Raw genomic sequence first — 18803 nt, 5'->3', positions numbered from 1 at the left:
GCAGTTGATGAAACGGACACCCCCGACAAACCCCAAGGTATATTGGTCCGCACTGAAGGCGAGCGTTAACCATATTTCAGAGAACAATATCAGCCTTGTTTCCGCAGGCGTGGCGTTCTTTGCCATGCTGTCAATCTTTCCAGCGCTCGCCGCTTTGATCGCTATCCTTGGGTTGATTTCTGATCCGGTCGTCGTCATCGCGCAGCTTGAGTCAATCCGGGGCTTTTTGCCCAATGATGTCTACCAGATCGTTAACGATCAGGTGGTGTCGCTGGTCTCTGCGCGGGCTGACGCGTTGGGGTGGGCGGGATTGCTGTCGCTGTTGGCCGCACTGTGGTCAGCGCGGGCAGGCGTGGGGGCCATGATGATCGGCTTGAACAACGTTTATAACGAGCGCAACCGAGGTGCGGCGCGGCATTATTTTCGGGCATTGTTGCTGACCATCGGGCTGGTTGCGGTTGGGATCACGGCGTTGCTTACTGTTGTTGTGGCACCGGTTGTCCTGGCTTTCATTCCGCTGGGGCCTTTCGGGAATTTCATTGCTGACCTTGTGCGGTGGTCCGTTGCCATCACCGTCTTATTGGCTGGGGTTGGTGTGCTTTATCGGTATGGCCCAAACCGCCGCCCAGCGCGGATTCAATGGCTGTCATTCGGTGCCATTCTTGCCGTCGTATCATGGGCGATTATTTCGGTGGGGTTCTCATACTACGTGGCCAATTTTGGCAACTACAATCAGGTCTATGGGTCAATCGGGGCTGTGATCGCGATGCTGATCTGGCTGTGGATAAGCAGCTTTCTCGTCCTTCTGGGCGCATCTCTGAATGCACAGATTGAACTGCGTACAAGGCCGGACAGCACCGTTGGCGACCCAAAACCGTTGGGCAAACGAGGGGCCTATGCCGCTGATAATGTTGTCAAAGACACGAATGACGCATGAGGCGGTAAGCGCATTGCGGCGTCAGAGGAATGGCCGTTGAGGTGCCTTTTTAAGCGACATGATGGCAATGTCCGCCAGAGATTTCACATCGTTGATCTGCAGCATCCGATCTGACCAAGAGGCCAGTTGCCGGTCTTTTAACTTGCCCAGCGTTTTGTTTGTGTGAACCAGGGATAAACCCAAAGCATCGGCCAAGTCTCGTTGTGTATAGGGGAGTTCCATTTGGTTATTCGTGACCATGCCCAGCGCATCACCGCGCTGAAAAATTTTGACCAGAGCCCACGCAATTGCCTGAATTGCCGTACGTTGCCCGACAGATGCAAGCGTCTCTCCCAAAAAGTGTTCTTCGATGGCAGCGAGCCAGGTAATGTCGAATGCCCTGGCCGGGTTGGATTTGAAAAATTGCCAGAACTCTGACCGATTAAAGACACAGAGCCGCATATGCGTTCGCGCCTCGACGGAATGGCCCATTTTACCAAGAATACCTGCTTGCAAACCAATGAAATCCCCGGGAAAAACAAAGTTGAGAACTTGGCGCTCGCCATTCTTCAGCATCTTGTCGCGGATGCCCATCCCGGATAGGGCGGTGAAAAGCTGCGGCGCATTTGAGCCTTCCATTAAAATGGGCGTACCGGGTTCGACGGTGAGTTCGCCGGCTTTAAACTTCTGCATGAACTCCAGATCGTCTTTTGACATACGCACAAAAAGATCTTTGCGCTGCAAGGGGCAGTATCGACACTTTGTAGCCATCGTTTTCTTTGCCTCTCGGTATGTCACAGTTTAATGCATGATCGCCTGTCGCAGAGTAATTGTCATCCTTAATAAGGAAACAAGCGCATGCGATTTCTCGTCTACGAACAAGATCCTTTGGTGCGAACCGATATCATCGAAACTTTGAAGGACGCGTTCTGCGGCGTCATTCATATGATCGAAGATCTGCGGGATTTTGCCCGTTGCATTGAGCAGCAGGTCACACCGTCTGTCGTCATTCTTTCTGTCTCTGGCCAAGATGCCTTGGATGGCAGCAGCGAGACTTTGTCGTTTGCCGAACGTGCGGGTCTGGTTATCATCTGCGATGACATTCCCGCCGAAAATGGCAACCGTCCAGCAGCACAATTTGTGCCCCGCCCGTTCAATTCCACTACGCTCGTATCGGCGGTCAGAAACGCGCTTTCTTCCCAGCAGTGAGGCCTGCCATAAACGCGGCTATGATCGATGTCAGATTGTTGGACGAAGCTGGCGCTACTGCGGCCAACGCTGCGGCGCGCTCTCGGCGTCTTACCTGACTGCGCATCGATATGACAGCCAACAATAAGAAACCCACGCCTGAATAAATGCCGCCCAAGATGAGTGCCGTGATCAAAGGCGTTGTCAGCGTGGCAAGCAATAGCCAAACAGCCGCAGTCAAAAAGCCCAACCCAATCAAAAGCAAAAAAGCCGCGGCCAGTCCCAGCACAGCAGTCTGCGCGGTTCTGGTCGCGGCCATTTGCAAGTGGTATGTCAGCATCGCCAGCATGTTATCGGCGCGCCGTGATCAAACCCACAAGAAAACCGATGCCAGCAGCGATGCCCAAGGCGGTTGCCGGTTGCGTGCGAATAAATTCCTCTGCCTGCTGCTGTGCCTCAAGCGCCTTAACACGACCGGCGGTTGTCAGATCGTCGACAGTCTCTTTCGCGGTGCGCGACGCCTCTTCTGATTTGGCTTTGCCATAGGCACCCAGCGTGTTTGTCAGGGCAGCGATGTCATTTTTCAGAACCGCGATCTGGTCTGAAAGATCGCCCACTGTCACGTCATGAGCTGACTTGGAATCTCTATTGGCGGCTTTTGTAGAAACCATTGGTAATCTCCTTCACCTTTTTCTTTCGTTACAATCAAACCCCAGTTGACGCAGAAAGTTCCCATCAAAATGGGAACCAGCCGACTTCGGTTGCTTACTTTACAAGCAAGTGGGTGCCAAAGATGCGAGGCACCCATTTTCATACTACATCGCCTATCGCCAAAAACTGCTCAGCTGTGCAGTGTTTCGGTCGAAGAAAAGAACATCGCCTGTGACACCGCAGAAACAACCTGATCAACCGAATAGGGTTTGGATATCAGGAAGGCAGGCTCAGGCTTGTCCCCTGTCAGCAAGCGTTCAGGAAAGGCGGTGATAAAGATAACGGGGCGGTTCCCCAATTCTGCCAGCAAGTCATTCACAGCGTCAATACCAGATGAATTGTCCGCCAGTTGGATATCGGCAAGGATTAGATCGGGCACATCTGATTTGCCCAACTCTACAGCCTCGTCTCGGGTGCGTGCGATGCCGGTGATGCGATGACCCATATCCGACACGATGGATTCGATATCCATCGCAATAATCGCCTCATCTTCAATGATCATCACCGAACCGGCGGTACTGTCGGCCATTTCCTGACGCGCGATTGAGACAAGCCCTTCCGCTTCGGGTTGGTCAACGCCGATAATCTCGGCGATCTCAGAAAACGAAAACCCTTCGATTGTGTACAGCAACAGCGCCTCGCGGCTATTATTGGTCAGGCTTGCCAAACGTTTTTGCGCCTTGGCCCGTGCGCCGCTTTCACCTTCTTCTACGGGTGCGCCGGCGCTGGACCAGATGCCGTAAAGAATTTTGAACAGACCTGTCTTAGTATCTAACCCATCCAAAACCGAACGATCGGCAAGGATAGCCTCAAGAGTGGCCGCTGCGAATGAGTCTCCGCTTTGCTGACTGCCTGTCATGGCCCGCGCGAACCGACGCAGAAATGGTATATTTGCACCCAACTCATCGCTAATATTGCGGGTCTCAGTTGCATCGTTCATGAAAAGCAGTCCTTTTTTTGTATTTTCGGGAACCAAACACCACAAGCCTGCGTTTAGTTCCGTTGAAAGCTGAAAAATATTCATTTGAGCTACTGAATCCAGAGGTAAGTTGTGCAATCCCGAAAGAAAGATGAGCGTGAGCGTGTGATAGATGAAAACCTCAAGCGTGTTTTCGATGAAACACTGGATGAAGGGATACCGGATCGGTTCAAGCTCCTGTTGGATCAGCTCAAACAGCAGGACGCCAAACAAGGGTCCGACAAATGAAAAATAAGGATCCGCGTGACGAACTGGTAGAGCACCTGCCGGCAATGCGCGCGTTCGCAATCAGCTTGACCCGCAACGGCGCAATTGCTGATGATATGGTTCAGGATACCTTGGTCAAGGCGTGGACCAACATCGAGAAATTTCAGGCTGGAACGAACATGCGCGCCTGGCTGTTTACGATCCTGCGCAACACCTACTATTCGTCCCGTCGCAAGGCCCGAAGAGAGGTTGCAGACGTGGATGGAGTGTTTACGGAGAGCTTGGCAGAGAAGCCGGCTCATGACGGCCACATGCAAATGACCGACTTTCGAAAAGCGCTGGCGAAATTGCAGGATGAACAACGCGAGGCACTTTTGCTTGTTGGTGCGTCGGGATTCTCCTACGAGGAAGCAGCGGAGATGTGCGGCGTGGCGGTCGGAACGATCAAGAGCCGCACCAGCCGGGCACGTGCACGATTGGCCGAACTGATGGGACATGACGAGAACGAGTCGCTGGAAATGACCGACGACGCGACGATGTCAGTTCTGTCCGCGTCAAAAGTCTCTTCTTTCTAACAATGACCTCTGGTTTTCTTTCTGGCGGCCTGATGCGCGGTTTGGCAGTACGGGTTCTGTTTTTCCTGTCGCTCGCTCTTTTGCCGATCGGATTGATTGCGATTGTGCAAACCCGCCAGATCTCAGATCAAAGCAGAGCCAGTGCAGAATTGTCATTGCTTGCGGTGACTGAGCAGGCCTCTGGTGCGGAGCGCCGGGTCCTTCAGGAAGCATTTGGGGCGGCAGAGGCATTGTCCGTCCTTGTTCGGCTAAGACGCAACAACAGCCAGGAATGCTCAGATTTCCTGAGAGAATATAAAGAGGCGTCGAAGATCTACAGCTTGGTTGGATTTATTCCGATAGATGGTCTGATGGAGTGCTCTTCGTCCGCTGAATCCCGTGACTTTTCTAAAAACAAAGGATTCCAAAGCGCGATGCGCCGGGGCGAGCGTCAAGCATCAGTGCGGGGGGTCGGTGTCGTGAGTGGGAAACACGTGATCATCGTTAATTCCCCGGTTTTTGAAGATGATGAATTGATTGGCTTTATGGCAATCTCGATCCCGTCAACGACGTTTGAAAGTGTCGATGAACCCCCCCTCGAAATCGCGCCACTGTCACTCATGACCTTCAATCAAGACGGGGAAATTCTGACCACCGAACGGTCGCCGAATGTTGCTCAGAATGAGGCGCCTGCCAACATAGAACTTTCGCTGTTTACAGAAAACAACACGCATGTTTTCCTTGCCAGCAACCAGTCGGGTCAAGAACGCGCCTATGCCATTTTGCCCATCGTTCCCGACGCCGTATATGCGCTAAGCGTTTGGCATTCAGATACACCGTTCCTGCAATCAGATATCTCGACCAGGCTCAGCGCAATGTTGCCAATTTTGATGTGGGTGGCCAGCCTGGTCGTCGCGTTTTTGGCGCTGAACCGGCTTGCGTTGACGCACATTCGGAAACTCGGGCGTCAGATGCGCCGATTTGCGATCAACCGCACCCTGCCGCGCGACACAATGAGCCCGAGTGTGCCAATTGAATTGGTAAAAATGGAAAGCGCCTTTATCGAGATGGCTGAATCGATCCTGCGCGACGAAGCGACCCTCGAAGACAGCCTGCGTGAAAAGAACATCTTGTTGAAAGAGGTGCATCACCGGGTCAAAAATAATCTGCAGCTGATTTCGTCAATTATGAACATGCAGATCAGGCAATCGGATTCGGAAGAGGCCAAAACTGTGCTTCGTCGGTTGCAAGACCGTATCCTGAGCCTCGCGACGGTTCACCAAAGCCTCTATCGGAACACGGATTTGGCCAGCGTCGATGCTGGCGTTCTTCTGCACGAAGTTGTAAACCAATTGCTGGCTGTCGGGTTTGCGCCTGGCTCAAATGTAAAGGTTTCCCAGCACTATGACCCAATTATTCTGAACGCCGATGATGCAGCACCCTTAACGTTGCTGGCCTCAGAGGCGATGACGAACGCGCTCAAATATGTGTCGCATGCGCCCAAGGACAAAGGCCAGATCACCATCAATCTGTCCTACGATGGTCCTGACCGGGCGCAGCTTTTGATTGCGAACACCACTGCAATTGGGCCGGTTGTTCCGGGCACCGGTTTGGGTTCGACCCTCATCCTCGCATTTGCGCGTCAGCTTAACGGTCAGGTCGAGGTGGACGAAACTGATGGCCAATACCAAATGACTGTGAATTTTCCCGTCCCGCCTAAGAACAAAGAAGTCTACGACTATTGAATGTGAGTTAACGCCACCTAAATCTGCGTCGATTACAATGGCTCTTGCAACACAGACGACGAGAGCAATTATTTATTTTGGAACAGAATTCTTGACCGGATCGTTAGAATGTAACGAGACGATCGAAAGGATAATGACATGACCACAGAGCTCTTTCTGGGCAGCCTGACGATCCTGACCCTCGCCGGGATCATCATTATTGCGTTGACCACGAATGATCGGGTTAGCAGGCCGAAGAATTCCAATGGGAATAGCGGTCAGGCTGACAGGCAGTCACGTTCAAATTCCGATCGGTGATCCGGCATTGCATGTGCCGTCGCCTCAGAAACTGGGCGGTGTGCATGCGCTGACTACCACGCATATTGCGTCACCCAGATTTCGAAAGCGATGAGGCAAGCGGCTGTCAAAAAGATATCCGTCGCCAGCATTCAGGACTGCCACGTTCCCATCAACTGTCACTTCGATTGACCCACGCACAACGATCCCGGCCTCTTCGCCATTATGTGACAACAACTCCGGTCCGGTATCTGCACCAGCAGGGTAGGTTTCATGCAATACCTGCAACGCATGGTGTTCTGCATTTCCCAGCTGGCGAAGTGACACTTGCCCTTCGCTGACGGGCGCGATCTCCGTAAACTCTTCAGCCTTGTAAAATACCTTTGGGGCTTGGGATTCCTCAAGTGTCGAAAAAAACTCGGCCATGCTGATCGGAATGGCATCAAGCAGGCTTTTGAGTGACGCGACCGAGGGGCTTGTCCGATTCTTCTCAATCAGAGAAATTGTGCCATTGGTCAGACCGGCCCGCGCCGCCAATTCCCGTTGGGACAGGCCGCGCTGTTTCCTGATGGTTCTGAGTTTGTGACCAATGTCCAACGGTGCAACCCCTATAGCAGCTGTAATATGTTCCTAGCGTTTGCATCGGGGTTTGTCACAGGCAAAATCCGGCCCAATGCGTCGGGCCTTCGAATGCGTTGCATTATCCCAATTGACAATTATATTAAACATCCTAAGACGATTTTTTAAACGCATGTTGGCGTTTGAAACAAAGGAATTTGATATGTCCAGCACCGCAAAGAAACCCCGCCGCAAGGCCGTCGTAAAAAAGAAGACGCAGATGGAAGCCGTAAAGAACATCGTATCTCAGGCAGTCGCTGCTGCTGATATTACCAACGCACAGATGGTTGATCGCCGTGAGGCCGCTGTGCCGCGTGGCGTTGCGTCAGCGGCACCCATCTATGCAAAGTATGCAGAAAATGCAGAGCTTTGGGATGTTGAAGGCAACCGGTACATCGACTTTGTCGGCGGAATCGGCGTTTTGAACACGGGCCACCGTCACCCCAAGGTGATCGCTGCGGCCAAGGCGCAGGAAGATCATTATACGCATACGTCATTCCAGGTTGTCCCTTACGGCCCTTACATTGAATTGGCAGAAAAGCTGAACGCACTGGCCCCTGGTGACGCGCCCAAGAAAACGCTGCTTGTCACCACAGGTGCCGAAGCGGTGGAAAACGCGGTCAAGATCGCCCGTGCCGCAACTGGTCGTCCCGGTGTGATCGCCTTTACCGGTGGCTATCATGGCCGCACATTGCTGACGCTGGGAATGACCGGCAAAGTATCGCCCTACAAAAAAGACATTGGCCCTTTCCCGTCTGATATCTACCGCGCACCTTTCCCATCCGTGCGTGATGGCATCACTGTCGAGGACGCAATCATTGGCCTCAAGAACCTGTTTCTGACCGATGCGCAGCCCGAACGTGTGGCGGCGATCATCATTGAACCGGTTCTGGGCGAAGGTGGGTATACCCCTGTGCCCTTTGAAATGATGCAACAGCTTCGCGAGATCTGTGACCAGCATGGTATCTTGTTGATCGCTGACGAAGTGCAGGCTGGTTTCGGCCGCACCGGTACCTGGTTTGCGATTGAACATTCCGGTGTTGTTCCTGACTTGATCACAGTGGCAAAATCAATGGCGGGTGGCTATCCGCTGGCGGGTGTCATTGGCCGCGCGGACATCATGGATGCGATGATCCCCGGCGGGTTGGGTGGCACATACGGGGGCAACCCTGTCGCCTGCGCCGCGGCATTGGCTGCGATCGAGGCGATCGAAGAAGAAGGCCTGCTGGCGCGGTCCACCGCGATGGGCGAAACCTTCAAAGCGCGCTTTGCCGAAATCGGTGAGCGGGCCGCACCCTTCCGTTTCTGGGATATTCGCGGATTGGGCGCGATGGTTGCCGTTGAGTTTGTGACCGACTTTGACAGCGCCAAACCCGATGCGGACTTTACCAAGCGCGTTATTGCGCATGCGCTCAAGCGTGGTCTGCTGCTGCTGAGCTGTGGCTTGCACGGCAACGCCCTGCGCGTGATGGTGCCGCTGACCGCATCAGACGCAATCGTGGAAGAAGGTCTGGCGATCTTTGAAGCCGCAGTTGTTGCAGCGATTGCTGAAGAAGCACACTAAGTTACCCAAATCGCAAAAAGGGCGCGCTGAGAAGTCAGCGCGCCCTTTTTCGTTCAAGCCTATCTGTATGGCGCTCAATCCACTGGTGCAAAGCTTTCTGCACGGGCGCGCGCCCATCGCGACTTGTTGCCACCAAAGTCGGTCGCAGCATCATCCAACAGATATCCTTCCGGCAGATAAGCGTAAACTTGATCACCCTGAACCATGCTGCTGTCGCCCTGACGCAGCATCAAATGACGAGGCTGAAAGTCACTTGGGTGCGACAGCCCCGCCGCGCCGGTCATTTCAGCCAAAGCTTCCATTGTGTTGCGATGAAAACGGGCCACGCGTTCGCTTTTGTGACCCACATCCAATGCCCGCTGACGAATTTTGTCCTGGGTTGCGACACCGACGGGGCAATGATTCGTATGACATGCCTGCGCCTGAATACAGCCGATCGAGAACATGAAGCCGCGGGCGGAGTTGCACCAATCTGCCCCCATCGCCAGCGTCCGGGCGATGTCATATGCAGAAACAACTTTCCCGGCGGCACCAATCTTGACCTGATCGCGAATGCCCGCGCCGCGCAGCGTGTTGTGGACAAAGGTCAGCCCCTCGACCATCGGCATACCGACGTGATTTGAAAACTCAACCGGTGCGGCCCCGGTGCCACCTTCGGTACCGTCCACCACAATAAAGTCGGGGATGATTTTTGTTTCCAGCATCGCTTTGACGATACACATAAATTCACGCTGGTGCCCGATACAAAGCTTGAATCCCACAGGCTTTCCACCCGACAGATCCCGCAGTTTTTGCAAGAACTGCATCATCTCAATTGGCGTCGAAAAAGCGGAATGTGCCGCAGGCGACACACAGTCCTGTCCCATCGGCACGCCCCGCGCCTCCGCAATCTCTTCGCTGATTTTGGAGGCAGGCAACATGCCGCCATGACCGGGTTTGGCCCCCTGACTCAGCTTCAGTTCTATCATCTTGATCTGATCAAGAGACGCGGTTTCGGCGAACTTGTCTGCATCAAATGTGCCGTCTTTGGCGCGGCATCCAAAATACCCTGACGCCACCTGATAGATAAGGTCACCACCGCCTGCCTTGTGATATCTGCTGACGGATCCTTCGCCCGTGTCATGCGCAAACCCACCCAGCTTGGCACCCGTGTTGAGGGCCTGAATTGCATTGGCAGAGAGCGATCCAAAGCTCATGGCAGAGATGTTATAAAGCGACGCCGAATAGGGCTTTTTGCACGCCTTGTTGCCGATTTTGACGCGAAAACTTGTATCAGTGATGTGCTTTGGCTGCACGGAATGCGTGACCCAAGAATACCCGGCGTCGTATACCCGCATCCGAGTGCCAAAGGGCCGTGCATCTTCCTGGCCCTTGGCGCGTTGGTACACAAGGCTGCGGTCATCGCGGCTGAACGGTTCCTCATCCTGATCTGATTCGATCAGATATTGCCGGATCTCAGGACGAATGCCTTCAAAGAAGAACCGCATATGTCCCAACACCGGGTAATTGCGCAGAATTGAATGCTTGGTCTGTATAAGATCATAAAGCCCCATCCCCGACAGCACCCCAAAAATGCCAAGCGGCAGGATAAACCAGATGGACCAAGCAAGCATGAGAGTGAAGGAAGCAAGGGTAAGCACCAGCACGCCAATAAGCGGCACGAAGCGGGTCAGCGAATGCAGGTTAGGCATATGATTCCGTTCATAAGTTATCACAATGTTTCAGTTTGTACCGACTTTGACAGGATTGTGAGACCGTGCAAGCCATTGGTTTAAAATCTAGCAAGTTTGTCTATAATATTAAACAGATGAGCAAACTCACAACCTCGCATTGAAACATATTAAATAGAAATAAGTATCAATAACAGATGCTTAGACTAAATTGTGATGCCAGCCTATTGACTGCTTGATCATAATTTCAAACGTGCCTAACCTGTCGATTAGAATCTTGTGCGCAAGTTGCCACGTTTCTCGGAAGAAATTGGGGCCTCAAGTGGCTTCTTTGCTGTTCCGAAAAGCTGGGTAACGTCTGGTGGTGTCACAGATGCTTATGTCACTGCGAAAAACGCGGGATGTAGTCTATAACAACGGGAGAAAATCTATGAAAATGATTAAAATGCTTGCTGTTGCGGGGGCCATGGTGGCCGGTACCGCAGCGATGGCTCAGGAAAAATTCATCACAATCGGGACAGGCGGCCAGACGGGCGTATATTTCGTTGTGGGTCAGTCGATCTGTCGTTTGGTCAACCGTGGTTCAGCCGAGCACAACCTGAAGTGTACGGCTCCGTCCACTGGTGGTTCCATCGCCAACATCAACGCGATCAAAGCAGGCGACATGGACATGGGCGTTGCCCAATCTGATTGGCAGTTCCACGCATACAACGGCACGTCGGAATTTGCGGACAACAAGTTCGACAAAGCACGTGCAGTTTTCTCTGTCCACGGCGAACCGTTCACCGTGATCGCGCGCGCAGACGCGGGCATCTCGACGTTTGCCGACCTTAAGGGCAAGCGCGTCAACATTGGTAACCCCGGTTCTGGTCAGTACGCCACAATGCAGGTCGTTATGGACGCGCTGGGCTGGACAATGGCCGATTTTGCGCTGGCGTCAGAGTTGAAGCCCGCTGAACAAGCCGCGGCTTTGGGTGATAACAAGGTGGATGCGATCATCTACACTGTTGGCCACCCCAATGGGTCGATCCAGGAAGCTGTTTCAACAGTTGATGCTGTTCTGGTCCCGGTCACTGGTCCTGAAATCGACAAGTTGATTGCTGACAATCCTTACTATGCAGCGGCCACTGTGCCGGGCGGCATGTACAAAGGGTCTGATGCAGAAACCAATACATTCGGTGTGAAAGCAACGTTTGTAACCTCTGCGGATGTAGCTGACGATGTCGTTTATGAAGTTGTTAAAGCTGTCTTTGATGACTTTGATCGCTTCAAGCGTCTGCACCCTGCTTTTGAGAATCTCAAAGAAGAAGAGATGATAAAGGACGGTCTTTCTGCTCCGCTGCACCCAGGTGCCGAAAAGTACTACAAAGAAAAAGGCTGGATCCAGTAACCCGGTCTGATTTGACGAAAGCAGTGGCAAGGGTTCTTGCCACTGCGTGTTTTGTGGCCCAACAATAAAATGTGCACTTGCCCAAAGGTAAGGCGACAGGGGGACGATCCATGACCAACAACGATCAACAGCAAGCTGCTGCCGTCGAAAACGCGGCCGCCGGGCGCGGTGGGTTAAGCCAGCAAGAACTGGATGAACTTGTCGCATCTTCCGACACCGGGGGCCGCTCTGCCGGTGGACCGGTTGGCACCTTTCTGATGCTCGTTGCATTGGCATGGTCACTGTTCCAGCTTTGGATCGCCTCGCCCATTCCATTCATTGTTGGTTGGGGTGTATTCAACGACACCGAAAGCCGCTCCATCCATCTGGCCTTCGCCGTATTTCTCGGCATCGCCGCATTTCCCGCGACCCGCAGCAAATTCCAAATCGGCCTTGGCGTTATTGTCCCGGTCGTGCTGGCGTTTCTCTTTATGACAGGGGCGAAAGACGACACATCTACCTGGTGGATACCACTTGTGGCACTTGGTGTTGTGGCGACTGTTGTGCTCGGCTCTCCCAAAGACCGGATTCCGGTTTGGGAATGGGCATTGGCCGTGGTTGGTGCCATCGCTGCGCTGTACCTATACGTCTACTACCGTGATATTTCAGGCCGTGTCGGCGCGCCGATCATGCAGGACTTTGTCATTGCCGTAATTGGTTTGATGATCTTGCTTGAGGCAACCCGCCGCGCCCTTGGTCCGGCCCTGATGATCGTCGCATCCGTGTTTCTTATGTATACCGTGCTTGGCCCCTACATGCCCGGCATCATCGCGCACAAAGGCAACAGCCTTTCGGAAATTGTGAACCACCAGTGGATCACAACTGAAGGCGTGTTCGGCATCGCACTGGGCGTTTCGACATCCTTTGTTTTCCTGTTCGTGTTGTTCGGCTCCTTGTTGGATCGTGCGGGCGCGGGCAATTACTTTATCCAGGTCGCATTCAGCCTGATGGGCCACATGCGCGGCGGACCGGCAAAGGCGGCGGTTGTTGCGTCGGCCATGACCGGTCTGATTTCCGGGTCGTCGATTGCCAACGTGGTGACCACGGGGACATTCACGATTCCGCTTATGAAAAAGGTCGGCTTCAGTTCCGAAAAAGCTGGCGCGGTCGAGGTCGCCTCATCTGTGAACGGCCAGATCATGCCACCAGTCATGGGTGCTGCGGCTTTCCTGATGGTCGAATATGTCGGCATTCCCTATTTTGACGTGGTCAAACATGCCTTCCTGCCTGCGGTGATTTCCTACATCGCGCTGGTCTATATCGTGCACCTCGAAGCGATGAAGGCCGGCATGCAGGGTCTGCCGCGCGCCTATACGCCCAAGCCGCTAGTGCAGCAGATGATCGGCATCGCCTTTGCGATCATCGCAATTTGCGCATTGTCCTTTGCAGTTTACTATTTGATGGGCTGGATTCGTCCCGCCTTCCCGAACTCTGCCGGATACATCATCTTTGCCTTCCTGACAGCCGTCTATGTTGGACTTCTCTATGTCGGCAGCAAGGAAGAGCCGCTCAAGATGGACGATCCGAATGCAGAAGTGACGACCCTGCCGCTACCGGGTCCGACCGCGCGGTCAGGTCTGCACTTTATCCTGCCAGTCGTCGTGCTGGTCTGGGCCTTGATGGTAGACCGTTTGTCGCCCGGCTTGTCCGCTTTCTGGGCGGCATCCTACATGGTCTTTATCCTGCTGACGCAGCGACCTTTGATGGCGATTTTCCGGGGCGAGAGCAAATTGGCCACCGATATCAAAGAAGGCTTTGCCGATTTGATTGACGGATTGGTCACCGGTGCTCGCAACATGATCGGTATCGGCATCGCAACAGCAACGGCCGGTATTATCGTAGGTGCGGTAAGCCAGACCGGCGTGGGGTCTGCCCTTGCCGATGTGGTTGAGGTGCTGTCGGGTGGTAATATTCTTGCCATTCTGCTGTTGACCGCAGTTCTGTCACTGATCCTTGGTATGGGGCTGCCGACGACGGCAAACTATATCGTTGTGTCCGCGCTGCTGGCCCCTGTCATTGTGACGCTTGGTCAGCAGAACGGATTGATTGTGCCGCTGATCGCTGTGCATCTGTTTGTGTTCTACTTCGGCATCATGGCGGATGTGACGCCACCTGTTGGCCTCGCCAGTTTTGCGGCGGCGGCTGTCTCAGGTGGCGACCCGATTAAGACAGGTGTGGTTGCGTTCTTCTATAGCCTGCGCACTGCCGCCTTGCCGTTTCTGTTTATCTTCAACACGGAATTGCTGTTGATTGGGGTCACCTGGGCGCAGGGGATATTCGTCTTCATCGTTGCCACATTTGCGATGCTGTTGTTTGCGGCGGCGACCCAAGGTTGGTTCCTGGCGAAAAACCGCTTTTACGAAAGTGCGGCACTGTTGTTGATCGCGTTCACCTTTTTCCGCCCGGGTTTCTGGATGGATATGGTGTCGCCACCCTACAGCGAAGAAGCCCCGACCGAGATTGTACAGGCCGCCAATGATACGCCAGCTGGCGAGGAATTGCGCCTGCGGGTGGCGGGTTTGAATGATTTGGGCGATCCGATCGAGTTTGTAGCACTGTTGCCCATTGGTGAAGGGGCCACAGGTGAGGAGAAACTGGAGGCTGCAGGACTGGCGTTTAGAGAAGACAGTGGCAAGATGCTTGTGGACGATGTTGTCTACGATTCCGCTGCACAATCAGCGGGTCTGGATTGGGATCAAGAGGTTCTTCGGGTTCTCAAACCCGTCAGCCAGCCCAGTAAATATTTCATGTTTATCCCCGCCCTGTTGCTTTTGCTCTTGGTCATTTTCCTGCAAAGGGGCCGCAACGCGCGCGGCACCCGACAGTCTGTTGCGGCGTAAGAACTATCTTTGACGCAAATACATACTGGCCGGTCTTTGGTCATTCAGGTTGTCCGAAAGTCACCTGTTTTACTTCCTCGCCGATCGGCGTAAGGAACGCGCAACGCAGCATGTTTGGCGGGACTTTTCCTGCTAAAAAGCGCTGCTTTGCACGGAGTGAACAGCTATGACACCTTTCGCAATCGCAGGCGTACAAATGTACGTCAACGCCCTTCAATCCAATGTCGATGGTATGATCCAGCGACTCGATATCCTCATGGCACGGTTTCCGTGGACGCAGATGGTCTTGTTCTCTGAACTCGCGCCCTACGGCCCGCTTGACCGCTTTGCCCTGCCGCAAGACAATGAAACACTTGAGAAGTTCCAACAGGCCGCACGCAAGCACCGGGTCTGGCTGATCCCGGGTTCTATGTTTCTAAAGAACAGCGAAGACGGCAGGGTCTATAACACCGCCGTGGTGATCAACCCGGAAGGCGAGATCATCCGCCGATATTCCAAGATGTTTCCATTCCGGCCCTATGAGGCGGGCATCGCCGCGGGGACTGAATTCTGTGTTTTCGACGTACCGGAAGTTGGCCGTTTCGGCCTGTCGATCTGCTATGATATCTGGTTCCCCGAAACCACGCGCCAGCTGACCAGTCAGGGTGTAGAGGTGTTGCTGAACCCTGTGCTGACAGGCACAACTGACCGCGATGCTGAACTGGCTATTGCCCGCGCAACTGCGGCGCAATTTCAGTGCTATGTCGTTGCCGTAAACGGTCTGGGTGCGGGCGGTGTCGGTAAATCCTGCGTTGTCGATCCGACCTCGATGGTGTTGCACCAGTCGGCCGGTCAAGAAGACATGTTCCCGATCGAAATTGATCTGTCGATGGTGCGTCGTCAGCGCGAGACAGGCATGAAAGGTCTGGGTCAGGTCCTCAAATCCTTCCGCGACCGATCAACAGATTTCTCGGTCTATGACCGCAACAGCGGAACTGATGCCTATTTAAAGACGTTGGGTCCACTAGAGATTCCACACCAAGGGACCCGCGCTGGTTTGCATGTAGACGTACCATCACAACTTATTCCTGAGGCCCCCACATTTAAGGGTCAGGAGGCGACACTTCCCTTTTCCAGCGCGCCTGAAAGTATCGGGACCGAACCAATGCCCAACGCGTCGGCCGGGACGGCAAACCCGCCCTCCGACGCACAGACAACTGCCGCACCTGCTGCGGCGATGCCCAACCTACCTGTGAAACCCGGTATTTTTACCGACACAGCCGATTCATCTAGCGGTTAAGCTGCGGCGTTTCCCGCCTCGGCTTCTTCGGCCGGGGCGATCATGCCACAGTGAACCCCGCACAGCGGAGACGACCTGATGCATGATATGAACGACTATTCGTCCGCGATCCAACTTCGGTCGGATCGTTGGAGCGCGCTGCGCGAAGCGACATCGGCGCTGACCCGAGATCCAAAACCAAATGAGGTCAAAAATCTGAGCACGCGGGTGCAAGACCTGTTTACGTCGCTTGCGCTGATCGAACCCTATTGGGCGTTTCCTGGAATGGCCGCATTTGACCACATGCGGCGTCAGTTTCAACACAACAACCTGGATGATCTGGCCTTTGCCGTCAGCCGGGTCACGCGTGCGCTGACCACTGGTGCCTATCGCCGCCGCTCCATCCCGCTTGAACGCGACAGCATGGACGTCGAAGAACACAACGACGAAGAACTGCTGAGCCCGGAAGCACGGGCGCTGGCAAAACCTTACTTTGAAGTGTTGATCGTCGACAACGTGAACGAACAGCAGGAACGCTGGTTGAAATCAAATGTTCTGCGGATGCGCCGCCCGGAGGATCAATTCATCTACGAAGCGGTTGTCGTCCCCTCAATTGAAGGCGCGCTGATCGCAGTAATGTTTAACCATAATATCCAGGCAATTGTCGTTCGTCCCGGCCTGACGCTGAAATCAAATATGGTTGAAACCATTCTGACAAGGTATCTGGCCCGCGCTGGTGGCCGCGACGAGATCGACGCGCTGCTGCCTGAAAACTACGGTCCCGAACTGTGCCGGATGATTGCCAAGGTGCGGCCCGAACTGGACGCATATTTGGTTACCGAACGGTCCGTCGAAGACATTGCTGGTCTCGATCTGGGTATCTGCCGCCGGGTTTTCTATAACCAAGAAGACTTTATGGAACTGCACCTGAACATTCTGCGCGGTGTGCAGTCACGTAACAAGTCGCCGTTCTTTACCGCGCTTGTCGAATACTCCAAGCAGCCGACGGGCGTTTTCCATGCGATGCCGATCAGCCGCGGTAAGTCCATCACCCGGTCGCATTGGATTCAGGACATGGGCGCGTTCTATGGGCCCAACATCTTTCTGGCGGAAACTTCTGCAACGTCAGGCGGGCTGGATTCGCTGCTGGAACCCCATGGGCCGATCAAAGAAGCGCAGGAACTGGCCAGCCGCGCATTTGGGTCCAAGCAAACCTTCTTTGCCACAAACGGTACATCGACCTGTAACAAGATCGTCGTACAGGCACTGGTGCGTCCGGGCGACATCGTTCTGGTGGACCGGGATTGCCACAAATCGCACCACTACGGCATGGTTCTGGCCGGTGCGCAGGTGTGTTACCTCGACAGCTATCCACTGAACAAATATTCGATGTATGGTGCCGTGCCGCTGCGCGAAATCAAGCATCAGTTGCTCGTGCTCAAAGCGGCGGGAAAACTGGACAAGGTCCGCATGCTGCTTTTGACCAACTGCACGTTCGACGGGCTGGTCTATAATGTTGAGCGGATGATGGAAGAATGTCTGGCCATCAAGCCTGACCTGATCTTCCTGTGGGACGAGGCTTGGTTTGCCTTTGCACGCTTCAACCCGACCTATCGTCAGCGCACCGGCATGAACGCGGCAAACACACTGCGCGAAAAGTTCAAGACCGAGGCCCATGCGCGAGCCTATGAAGCGCAGCAAGAAGAGCTGAAAGACGCGGATGATGAAACAATCCTGAACACACGATTGATTCCGCCGCCCAAATCCCGCGTTCGCGTCTACACGACCCAATCGACCCACAAAACGCTGACATCATTGCGACAGGGGTCAATGATCCATGTGAACGATCAGGACTTCAAAGGTGAGGTCGAACAATCCTTTCACGAGGCGTACATGACGCATACGTCAACCTCGCCCAACTACCAGATCATCGCATCATTGGATGTGGGTCGCCGGCAGGTCGAATTGGAAGGGTTTGAATTCGTTCAACGCCAGATCGAAGCGGCGATGTCGATGCGCCGCGCAATCACCGATCATCCGCTGTTGAACAAGTACTTCAAGGTACTGACAGCGGGCGACATGATCCCCGAAGAATACCGCGAAAGTGGCGTGACCAGCTATTATGACACGCAACAGGGCTGGACCGACATGTGGGATTGCTGGGAGCAGGATACCTTTGTTCTTGATGCAACCCGCGTCACGCTTGCCGTCGGCGGCACTGGTTGGGATGGCGACACATTCAAGACTGACATCTTGATGGACAAGTACGGCATCCAGATCAATAAAACATCGCGCAATACTGTTCTGTTCATGACCAACATCGGCACCACGCGATCGTCGGTTGCCTATCTGATCGAAGTGCTGGTCGAGATTGCAAAATCTCTGGATGAATTGTTGGATGATGCCAGCCGGATGGAACGTTTGTCATTTGACAAACGGGTGGCGAACCTGATGGAAAACTATCCGCCATTGCCTGACTTCAGCCGTTTTCACGAGGCGTTTCGTGCCGATGATGTCACATCCGAGGGTGATATTCGCACCGCATTCTTCTTGTCCTATGATGAGAAAAACTGTGATTATCTGGAACTTGACGGGTCCCTGAAAGATGCGATGGATGCGGGCGACACCGTGGTGTCTGCAAGCTTTATCATTCCCTATCCGCCCGGCTTTCCCATTCTTGTCCCCGGGCAGGTCGTCAGCCAGGAAATTCTCGCCTTCATGCGCGCCTTGGACGTGAGTGAAATTCATGGATACCGCCCTGATCTGGGCCTGCGTGTCTTTAACGATGCCGCGCTAAAACGGGTGCGTGCCAAGCACCTCTCTTCGTCACCTGCATAAGTAGAAGGAA

At 54.0% G+C, this 18803-nt stretch carries 16 protein-coding genes; 11 read left to right on the top strand and 5 right to left on the bottom strand.

Translation table 11 applies throughout. The features are described from left to right. The first annotated feature begins 7 nt into the window (after positions 1-7). Positions 8-937 carry a YihY/virulence factor BrkB family protein gene (locus C1J02_RS00135; RefSeq protein ID WP_114876599.1) on the top strand — a complete coding sequence of 310 codons (930 nt, stop codon included), beginning with the start codon at positions 8-10 and terminating at the stop codon, positions 935-937. Between the two features lie 21 nt (positions 938-958). On the opposite strand, the gene C1J02_RS00130 is transcribed toward C1J02_RS00135, so the two are convergent. Then, positions 959-1687: a Crp/Fnr family transcriptional regulator gene (locus tag C1J02_RS00130; protein WP_114876598.1), complete on the bottom strand. Its 729-nt coding sequence runs from the start codon at positions 1685-1687 to the stop codon at positions 959-961. Positions 1688-1774: 87 nt separating this feature from the next. On the opposite strand from C1J02_RS00130, the gene C1J02_RS00125 reads away from it, so the two are divergent. Next, positions 1775-2125, top strand: coding sequence for a hypothetical protein (locus C1J02_RS00125; RefSeq protein ID WP_114876597.1), 351 nt, complete (start codon positions 1775-1777; stop codon positions 2123-2125). A gap of 329 nt (positions 2126-2454) precedes the next feature. On the opposite strand, the gene C1J02_RS00115 is transcribed toward C1J02_RS00125, so the two are convergent. Both C1J02_RS00115 and C1J02_RS00110 read right to left on the bottom strand, forming a co-directional pair. After that, positions 2455-2775, bottom strand: coding sequence for a YqjD family protein (locus tag C1J02_RS00115; RefSeq protein ID WP_114876595.1), 321 nt, complete (start codon positions 2773-2775; stop codon positions 2455-2457). Between the two features lie 170 nt (positions 2776-2945). Continuing rightward, positions 2946-3755: a response regulator gene (locus C1J02_RS00110; protein ID WP_114880267.1), complete on the bottom strand. Its 810-nt coding sequence runs from the start codon at positions 3753-3755 to the stop codon at positions 2946-2948. Between the two features lie 111 nt (positions 3756-3866). Here C1J02_RS00110 and C1J02_RS00105 point away from each other — a divergent pair, with 111 nt between their 5' ends. From C1J02_RS00105 to C1J02_RS20745, 4 genes are all read left to right on the top strand, one after another. Next, the gene (locus C1J02_RS00105) at positions 3867-4022 is read left to right on the top strand and encodes a NepR family anti-sigma factor (protein ID WP_114876594.1); all 156 of its coding nucleotides are present in this window, start codon (positions 3867-3869) and stop codon (positions 4020-4022) included. Then, positions 4019-4576: an RNA polymerase sigma factor gene (locus tag C1J02_RS00100; protein ID WP_114876593.1), complete on the top strand. Its 558-nt coding sequence runs from the start codon at positions 4019-4021 to the stop codon at positions 4574-4576. Before C1J02_RS00105 ends, C1J02_RS00100 begins: the two co-directional genes overlap by 4 nt. Positions 4577-4578: 2 nt before the next feature. After that, positions 4579-6300, top strand: coding sequence for a sensor histidine kinase (locus tag C1J02_RS00095; RefSeq protein ID WP_114876592.1), 1722 nt, complete (start codon positions 4579-4581; stop codon positions 6298-6300). Between the two features lie 138 nt (positions 6301-6438). After that, the gene (locus tag C1J02_RS20745; RefSeq protein ID WP_162798195.1) at positions 6439-6597 is read left to right on the top strand and encodes a hypothetical protein; all 159 of its coding nucleotides are present in this window, start codon (positions 6439-6441) and stop codon (positions 6595-6597) included. 24 nt (positions 6598-6621) lie between these two features. Here C1J02_RS20745 and C1J02_RS00090 read toward each other — a convergent pair whose 3' ends face one another. Continuing rightward, positions 6622-7173 (bottom strand): cupin domain-containing protein, encoded by a 552-nt coding sequence (locus C1J02_RS00090; RefSeq protein ID WP_114876591.1) that lies wholly within the window; start codon positions 7171-7173, stop codon positions 6622-6624. A 184-nt stretch (positions 7174-7357) separates the two neighbouring features. On the opposite strand from C1J02_RS00090, the gene gabT reads away from it, so the two are divergent. Beyond that, positions 7358-8758, top strand: a complete 1401-nt coding sequence (gene gabT / locus C1J02_RS00085; RefSeq protein ID WP_114880266.1) for a 4-aminobutyrate--2-oxoglutarate transaminase — start codon at positions 7358-7360, stop codon at positions 8756-8758. A 74-nt stretch (positions 8759-8832) separates the two neighbouring features. Here gabT and C1J02_RS00080 read toward each other — a convergent pair whose 3' ends face one another. After that, positions 8833-10449, bottom strand: coding sequence for an FMN-binding glutamate synthase family protein (locus tag C1J02_RS00080; RefSeq protein WP_114876590.1), 1617 nt, complete (start codon positions 10447-10449; stop codon positions 8833-8835). Between the two features lie 409 nt (positions 10450-10858). Here C1J02_RS00080 and C1J02_RS00075 point away from each other — a divergent pair, with 409 nt between their 5' ends. The 4 genes from C1J02_RS00075 (at position 10859) to C1J02_RS00060 (ending at position 18793) form a co-directional block, all read left to right on the top strand. Further along, positions 10859-11818 carry a TAXI family TRAP transporter solute-binding subunit gene (locus C1J02_RS00075; protein ID WP_114876589.1) on the top strand — a complete coding sequence of 320 codons (960 nt, stop codon included), beginning with the start codon at positions 10859-10861 and terminating at the stop codon, positions 11816-11818. 110 nt (positions 11819-11928) lie between these two features. Continuing rightward, positions 11929-14697 (top strand): TRAP transporter permease, encoded by a 2769-nt coding sequence (locus C1J02_RS00070; protein WP_114876588.1) that lies wholly within the window; start codon positions 11929-11931, stop codon positions 14695-14697. A gap of 166 nt (positions 14698-14863) precedes the next feature. Beyond that, a complete protein-coding gene (locus C1J02_RS00065) occupies positions 14864-15976 on the top strand; it encodes a carbon-nitrogen hydrolase family protein (RefSeq protein ID WP_114876587.1) in 1113 nt (370 codons plus the stop codon). Positions 15977-16054: 78 nt separating this feature from the next. Then, positions 16055-18793 (top strand): aminotransferase class I/II-fold pyridoxal phosphate-dependent enzyme, encoded by a 2739-nt coding sequence (locus C1J02_RS00060; RefSeq protein WP_114876586.1) that lies wholly within the window; start codon positions 16055-16057, stop codon positions 18791-18793. Positions 18794-18803 lie beyond the last annotated feature (10 nt).

The organism is Sulfitobacter sp. SK011 (assembly GCF_003352065.1).
In the GTDB taxonomy this organism is placed as follows: Bacteria; Pseudomonadota; Alphaproteobacteria; order Rhodobacterales; family Rhodobacteraceae; genus Sulfitobacter.
This window is presented reverse-complemented; position numbering and strand designations above follow the sequence as displayed.

Excerpts from the sequence above, each read along its gene's own strand:
- C1J02_RS00070 (WP_114876588.1), top strand. The coding sequence starts at position 11,929 with ATGACCAACAACGATCAACAGCAAGCTGCTGCCGTCGAAAACGCGGCC.
- C1J02_RS00100 (WP_114876593.1), top strand. The coding sequence starts at position 4,019 with ATGAAAAATAAGGATCCGCGTGACGAACTGGTAGAGCACCTGCCGGCA.
- gabT (WP_114880266.1), top strand. The coding sequence starts at position 7,358 with ATGTCCAGCACCGCAAAGAAACCCCGCCGCAAGGCCGTCGTAAAAAAG.
- C1J02_RS00065 (WP_114876587.1), top strand. The coding sequence starts at position 14,864 with ATGACACCTTTCGCAATCGCAGGCGTACAAATGTACGTCAACGCCCTT.
- C1J02_RS00110 (WP_114880267.1), bottom strand. The coding sequence starts at position 3,755 with ATGAACGATGCAACTGAGACCCGCAATATTAGCGATGAGTTGGGTGCA.
- C1J02_RS20745 (WP_162798195.1), top strand. The coding sequence starts at position 6,439 with ATGACCACAGAGCTCTTTCTGGGCAGCCTGACGATCCTGACCCTCGCC.
- C1J02_RS00080 (WP_114876590.1), bottom strand. The coding sequence starts at position 10,449 with ATGCCTAACCTGCATTCGCTGACCCGCTTCGTGCCGCTTATTGGCGTG.
- C1J02_RS00095 (WP_114876592.1), top strand. The coding sequence starts at position 4,579 with ATGACCTCTGGTTTTCTTTCTGGCGGCCTGATGCGCGGTTTGGCAGTA.
- C1J02_RS00075 (WP_114876589.1), top strand. The coding sequence starts at position 10,859 with ATGAAAATGATTAAAATGCTTGCTGTTGCGGGGGCCATGGTGGCCGGT.
- C1J02_RS00060 (WP_114876586.1), top strand. The coding sequence starts at position 16,055 with ATGCATGATATGAACGACTATTCGTCCGCGATCCAACTTCGGTCGGAT.
- C1J02_RS00130 (WP_114876598.1), bottom strand. The coding sequence starts at position 1,687 with ATGGCTACAAAGTGTCGATACTGCCCCTTGCAGCGCAAAGATCTTTTT.
- C1J02_RS00125 (WP_114876597.1), top strand. The coding sequence starts at position 1,775 with ATGCGATTTCTCGTCTACGAACAAGATCCTTTGGTGCGAACCGATATC.
- C1J02_RS00135 (WP_114876599.1), top strand. The coding sequence starts at position 8 with ATGAAACGGACACCCCCGACAAACCCCAAGGTATATTGGTCCGCACTG.
- C1J02_RS00115 (WP_114876595.1), bottom strand. The coding sequence starts at position 2,775 with ATGGTTTCTACAAAAGCCGCCAATAGAGATTCCAAGTCAGCTCATGAC.